The 7,040-nt window shown below is 44.0% G+C and carries 4 protein-coding genes; 1 reads left to right on the top strand and 3 read right to left on the bottom strand.

Translation table 11 applies throughout. The annotated features are described in order from the left end of the window. On the top strand, positions 1 to 681 hold a 681-nt coding region (locus tag BLS35_RS08365; protein ID WP_254778753.1), incomplete at its 5' end, for a DUF1398 domain-containing protein. Here the strand turns inward: BLS35_RS08365 and BLS35_RS08360 are convergent. The 3 genes from BLS35_RS08360 to BLS35_RS08350 are packed head-to-tail and all read right to left on the bottom strand — an operon-like array spanning position 631 to position 7,030. Continuing rightward, positions 631 to 2,514 (bottom strand): hypothetical protein, encoded by a 1,884-nt coding sequence (locus tag BLS35_RS08360; protein ID WP_090779717.1) that lies wholly within the window; start codon positions 2,512 to 2,514, stop codon positions 631 to 633. The genes BLS35_RS08365 and BLS35_RS08360 overlap by 51 nt on opposite strands. An 11-nt stretch (positions 2,515 to 2,525) precedes the next feature. Then, entirely contained in the window at positions 2,526 to 5,300 is a 2,775-nt protein-coding gene (locus tag BLS35_RS08355) for a tetratricopeptide repeat protein (protein WP_090779715.1), read from the bottom strand. Continuing rightward, positions 5,297 to 7,030 carry a glycoside hydrolase family 88/105 protein gene (locus tag BLS35_RS08350; RefSeq protein WP_090779713.1) on the bottom strand — a complete coding sequence of 578 codons (1,734 nt, stop codon included), beginning with the start codon at positions 7,028 to 7,030 and terminating at the stop codon, positions 5,297 to 5,299. The genes BLS35_RS08355 and BLS35_RS08350 overlap by 4 nt, the downstream gene beginning before the upstream one ends. Positions 7,031 to 7,040 lie beyond the last annotated feature (10 nt).

Genomic DNA, 7,040 nt, shown 5'->3' with positions numbered 1-7,040 from the left:
TGTTTATGTATTTCTATGTTTTCATTTCAGTTTATACAAAAGACATTTGCTGGTAACCTACTCATCAATAGTAAGAGCTTTAACCCTGTTGCTGTATTCAGAGCAGTAATCGCGGATGGGACAGTAGATCAGGAACACACCAAAGAATGGGATGTTATGTCAGTTGTGAGGGATTCTGAACATTTTAATAAACCTAAAACGGAACTCAAAGCAATATCCACCAATTTACAGGAGGAATCTTTTACAATTGCGCAAATTGAACAGGAACATGAAAAAGTGAAAAGCGGAGCAGATTTCCCCCAATATATTCAAGCGATCAAAAAGTTAGGAGTGGAAGAATTTGTAACCCACGTATCCGACAGCCATACCCAGTACTATGGGCATAATGGCCATCAACTCAGCTCCAAGGCAAAGTATGAACCTTTAGTCGTCGCTGCTGTAAGTCATAAGAAAAAGTTTACGAAGTATTTGAAAATGCATCAGGCGGGGCAAACAGATTACCTTAGCTTTTGCAGGCATTGTGCAGAAACAGGAATCGATAGATGGATGGTGAATTTATCATTGATGACTTGCAGTTATTACGATCAGAAAGATCAGCTCATCCTGACAGAATCGATCCCCAATTCCGAATTACATTATGGACAATTCATAGCTAACTTCCTGACTAATAATTCCTGTTAAAGGCTTTACTTCCAATTCCAAAGGAAAAGCTTTTAATGCCGGATATGGTGCCCAGTAATGCTCTGCATCCTTACCCATATTTAATACCGCATTTCCGGAAAGCAGTTTAAACCTGAACTTATGCTTACCCACAGTGATCAAAACCGTATAGGCATCGATTTTCGTAAACACCATACCTTTACAATGAATAATGGGTTCAATGATTTTTACCACCGGCCAGGCATCATGATAAACCAGTCTGATGGTTTTTACCACGGCACTATCAGAAAAGAGATATTTCATATGGTAGCCAAGGCCTGCCGCCAGCCAGTTTTTATCCTTCAGTTCACCAGAAACGCTGACTTCAAATCTGTTGCTACCTGACTGCTTCGCTTCCATCCTGCTGTCAAACTCAAATAGATTCGTAAAATAACCCAAGCTATCGGTAAACTCTATTCTTGGAGTTAAGGACCTGACGCCAGCTGCTTCGGGAAAACTCATCGGCTCAGGTCTCGAGTACTCCGTTACACTGGATGCAGTCAGATAACCATGATCCTTTACCCATAAAGCAGAAATAGTTCCACCCACCGGGCGGTACATGTATTTACTCTTTGCGCCAGCTTTATAATCTTTATAGCCATAGGAAGTAATGGTTGCCATAAAATTTTGGGTCCGTAGCTGGGCAACATCAACTGTTTTAAAGTATTTTACCCAGCCGCTTTCTTCAGTTGGCAGTTTCGCTAATAGCCGGTTCTGTTTTGTTTCCAGTTCATAAGCCATAGCAAGGTTCTTGGCCTTGGTGAAAGTTGGATAAATACAAGGAGGATGATCCATCACTTCCTCGTGTTGCGGCCCATAGCCGATAAGTCCATTTGGTAGGATATTTTTACGCAGGTATTCCAGGTTTTTTAAGGAAGCAGCACCATACCTGGAATCTTCATCCGCATATAGCGAAAATAAAACCTGGCAACCATCAGAGGTGGCTCCCCCATAGGTAGTCCACTTATTGGAACGGATACCCCAGGAATTGTCCAGCGAACCATCAGGGTAAATAAAATAAAGATGGCTTTTCAGCGCATGTTTAACCGCATTATTAACCAGGGTATCGCCAGTTAATTTTGCATAAAGGCCCAGCCCCCATAAAGACATTTCCATGCTGTAGCCTAGGTCTACACCCAGTTTATTGGCATGGGTACGTCCACCTTCTCCATTTAAAAAGCCGTCCTCATCCATCTTGGAGACTGTGCGATGTGCAAGTTGATTCGCCCTTTTAGCATATTTGCGGTCATTAAAAAAAATGCCTGCCTTCGCCAGGGTCGCACAAGTGGTTGCTACATAATTGATACTGGCAAACTCGGGTGTCATTACCCCATGCAAATAATCAACCGCTTGATGTATCGCGTTGCGCCAGCCGTCTTTTTCAGTTTTGCTGAGCTGAGGAGCAATATTGTCCCAGGCCAGCATCAGCATTAAAACCTGGTCGGTCGTAGTACCTGTCCATTCTTCAGGCGTTTCTTTCCAGCTTCCGTTTTGCTCCTGCTGCTGAATCAGCCAGTTTCCCGTGCCGATCGCCGCCTCGAGGTATTTACGTTCACCGGTAATTTTATAGGCCGCAGCAAAAGGGTAAACCGCCTCTGAGGCCCTGGTGTGTAACACTCCATCATAGTCGCATTTAAGCGCACCAAAACCAGGCATTCCCTTTTCTTTCAACTGGTGTTGCAACAATACATCAGCCAGCTGAACCAATGTTTTCCCATATTCCTTTTTAAGGTTAACAGATTGGGTTTGAGCGGATGATGACGCAACCCCGATAACCAATAGGACGAACAATATTTTTAACTTATATCCTGCCATAATATATGGATTTACGGGGTTAAACGATAGGATGCGGTATTGTTAAGTGTTGTAATTTCGGGATGATTTGTAAATACCCTAACTGAAATCGCTGATATTGCCCTACCAGTTTCGATTTTAAAGCTGATTTTTTTCCAGCGTGGAACCAAGTCATTTGGTGCGGGAATCTCTGCTATTTTGCTCAAGCCGATCTTTCTCGCTCCAGCCCACAGTTCAACCCTGATGTTTTTGGCCGTCACATTCCCTACATTATGGATTTTAACACTGAGCTGATCATTAACAATTGAGATATCCCGATCAGAAAGTGCAACATCAGCCGCAGCTTCAGGCTTTGGGTATGCCTTTAACTGTTCGATCCTCACAGCCTGGAGTTTCCCTGCCGGCACCTGCAATCGCACCTGGTTTACCCTTTCCTTCAGCACAAGGACCCGTTCCAATTGATCTGCATCAATTTCACCATCATCATTGGTATCAGTGCCGCTACTCAGTTTATAAGTGCCGGGTTCCAGCAGCCAGGTTTGCATGGTCACCATCTTGGTTTTCCCAAAATTGTAAAGAGACACCTTTGCCGATGTAGCGTCACCATGACGGACAAACACGCCTATATCCGACCCTGTATTTTTCCAGGTGGCCACCGTTGAGGGGTATTCATATCCCGAACCAAAATGCCCGGTATACATACCAAACAGCAGCTCGCTACCCCGTACATAGACACGGTCGGTATATTTAACTTCAGTAGTTAAAAGCGGAAAATTATACCTTAACGAGTTTAGCAATTCCTCAAAGCCTTTATTGATGGTTTCCGGATCTTTGTTAACCAGATATTTGTTATAAGGATTGCCATGAAGGGCAATAAACTCATCATACTTAGAACTGTTGCTAATCCGCCCGGCCATAGCAAAAACATCAGTCATCGGATTATCTGCTCCGCCCTTATCTACCCCACCCTGCAGCAATACCTTTTTTACCCAATTTAATGAACCTTGTTCAGGATTCTCCGGCAGCTTCTCCTGGGCAGCACCGATCATCAGGTCGTAACAAAAATTTACAGGCTTTAAAAAAGACGTATTGTTGGTAATACCGTACATGCCAATCAATTGCGCCTGCGTTTCATTAACATGACCCAAGCTCTCCCATTTATAATAATCGTATTCCAGCCCGGGGTCATACCATTTCCCCGTATGGGCCCCTATCCCATCATCAGCAAAAGCAATTGCCGCAGGCAATACACCCGCAGGCTTTCCTCCATCGGTACGGGCAGCATCTGCTACCCAGGCATTGCCCCATTCGCTAAATAGCTGAATCAATGTAGGGTTCCGGTTATACCAAGCGGCCCATAAACCCGGCAAAACTGCTCTTGCATTAAGCGGGACATCCACATTCATGGGTGCCTGCTCCAGCACTGCTGTTGCAGAAAGATAACAGGACTTAAAATGACGATGCCCCTTAGGCGTTATACCTGTCCATACTTTCTCAAAATTCTGCATGCTGATCAGACAGCGCTCTATGTATTCGGGATCACCATAATGGATCATAAACATCGAAGGATGTGTATCACGGAACAGTTCTGCAGAATGTTCTACATCATCAATTTTTTCAGCAAAGCCACGTTCCATGATACCACTGTTCCAAACCCCATCTGCCAGTCGCATGTACCCTCTTTTTGCCGTAGCATCGTCGGCACCTAAAATTGCAGGCAGCCACCAGCGCAGGATTTCCACATCATCACCATATTTACCACCCAGTTCGCCATTCGCCTCCTGTCGTTCGTTTACCCACCAGTAAATAATTTTCAGCATTCTTTGCATAGCCTCATGTTGCTTAACCGCCCATTGTGGTGCAGCTTTTCCATCAACATGATCCGGCAGCTCAAAGGGGATCTGCTCACCCAGGTACATCTTAATCAGTTCCGCGTCCGGGTATTTCTTTTTTAAGATAGTAAAATACTTTCTGGCTTCGGCTTCATGGTAAGGATCATTGTCTTCCTGGTCTAGCCAATAATGGATTTTAGCCAGCAGATAAATGGCTTTATCATATAAAGGATCATTTTCAGAGGCGGCAATCTGCTCCAGCATATCTGCTGCGAGGTACATTCTAAATGTAAAGTTGATGCCCGAAGTTTTGGCTGATTTCGACCAGGCGCCCAGGTCATAATAGTAACTAGCTTTTAAATATTTAGCGGCAAAATCTCCTCCTAAATGTTTTATGGCAATGGTATCCTGTTCAAACCCGGTAAGCGTGCTGATCTTTTGCCTGGCAATCGGCCGGAATTCAATATTTTGAACTGCCACCAGCGATGCGGAGCTAATCTTTACAACCGCTACTCCATTGCTGATGGTTATTTTTTTATTTACACTTTTAAAGGGAATACGGTACCAGGGTGTGATCACCGAATCTGCAATAAGTGCTCCGTTAAAATAAACAGATTGGTTTAACTGTTTTTCGGTATTATCGCCCAAGGTAAGCGTTAAAAGGTACACCCCATTGGGGATGTTTGCCTTAAAAACAAGACTGTCTTTTGCCCATACCCCATCCCTGTTCAGGTCATTGTTCCATTTCCCGGCAAGGGTATCAAAGGCCCCCTCAGGTTTATTTAACCAACCGAAACCAGCATTTTCAGTATAAGTACCAGCCGGCGTAACCTGTATATACCCTTTTTCAACAGCCGAATTTTCGGTTCCCATATCGTACAGGTATAAATTCTGCCCGACATTTTCAGTACAGGAAACCAGGCCCATTACAGTCCACATTAAAAATACCAGGTTTAATTTCCGTTGTATGCTCATTTCCTGAGTTTTGATATTTCTATACCTGCAGTAATTACAGCGCCCATGCCACGGGGGTCATTGTTTATCGTTTTCCTTTTCATATAGAATTCCTGATTGTAACCGATATCTGTACCCTGACAAATACCATATACCACACCATTTTCATCAATTTTTGTCTTAACCGCTTCCCAGCCGGCATGAGCATTTTTCTTATAAGCAGCACTTAACCAACCTTCCCTAACACCTCGGGCAAGGGCAATTGTAAACAATGCTGTACAGGAAGTTTCTTCGTATGAGTCAGGTCTGTCCAATACCTGGTGCCAGAAGCCGTTTTTATCTTGATAAGCGATCAATGCTTTCATCTCCTGGCGGAAATTCCGGAGCACCTGCTTGTAGGCAGGATGCTTTCTTGGTAGCTTCGCCAACAGTTCCGCATTAGCCCAGGCAACCCAACCATTGGCACGCCCCCAATAGGCAGCAGATTGCTGCCGTTTGTCATTAAACCAGGCATGTTTGTATAATCCTGTTGCAGAGTTAAGCAGGTATTTTCTAAAGTTTACAACCTGAATACTGGCATCATCATAGTATTTGCGGTCACCGGTAATTTCTGCCATTTGTAGCAAGAAAGGCACCCCCATAAACAAGTCATCCGCCCATACGGTAAACTCCACAGGTTCAGGCCGACAAAAAGTACCGTCCTTTAGTCTGTGTTGTTCGTTCGCTACATAGTTAGCTATAGGCATCACCAATTCTTTAACGGCCGCATTCTTTTCCCTTAACAACCATTCTGCAAAAGGTAAAATTGGCGCCCCTGTATCATCCAACATGGTGCGTCTAAAAATCCTATGATAACTTCCACGCCAGGCGAATAGCGAATTGTACTGGTAAACGAAATAAGGTATCTGTTGTAGTGTAAAATCAATGTATTGCTTCGCAAAGGCACTATACTTTCCGTCTGTATCCAGCGCCATAATACTCCAAACCATTGCACCATGCGAATAATGCCAATCGGTGTAGGGATCACGCTGATAGGCGGCAGTGGCCGGTGTTTCCAGCTCAGGTATAAAACGTTGCGGACTTTTAACCCAGTTTAACACTCCTGTACCTTCCATCAGGTAATCGGGTAGTCTGGCCTGCATATTCAGCTGCCGCATTTTATTAAACGGCCCTAAAAGCATCCAGGAAGTATTCTGGCTTTCCTCTTTAATTCCGGAGCTGAATCTTGCAGCTGCATCCAAATCGCCCTCCTTTGTGGCTGGCATTAAAAATACGACTGGAAGTCTGGGCTCAACGGCCGTATAACGGATTACAATTTCATTATCACCTTTTTTTAAACCAGCAGAAAACCGCTGATTAAAGGTAAACCGGTTATAGGAAATCTCTTTAGGGATTTTAACAACAGAATTTTCTCCATCATACACTGGCTTGCTGTTGATCCAGATGCTGATCTGACCGGCATAGCTGAGGCCAAAGCTAAGGACGGTATCATTAATGGCGGTAAGCTTACTTTTTGCATAGACCTGCTGTCCTGAAACAGGCCTCAAACTTCTAAAATCTACCACCTGCAAGCCCAGCACTTCTTTTTGAGGCACTAATGTAAAAGCAAAATGAGTATCGGCGATGACCTTATCTGCAACCTTTTTCGCGACAGACAAGCCATCATTTTCCTGCGGAAATACCTTTAATGACATTCCTGTTAAGACTGCCGTACCTCCTATACCTAAAAATATCTTGCTGAATAAGTTCATGGCCTAATTT

It is taken from the genome of Pedobacter sp. ok626 (genome assembly GCF_900100435.1).
Taxonomy (GTDB): domain Bacteria; phylum Bacteroidota; class Bacteroidia; order Sphingobacteriales; family Sphingobacteriaceae; genus Pedobacter.
Note: the sequence above shows the minus strand (reverse complement) of the source record. Positions and strands in the feature narration are given on the sequence as shown.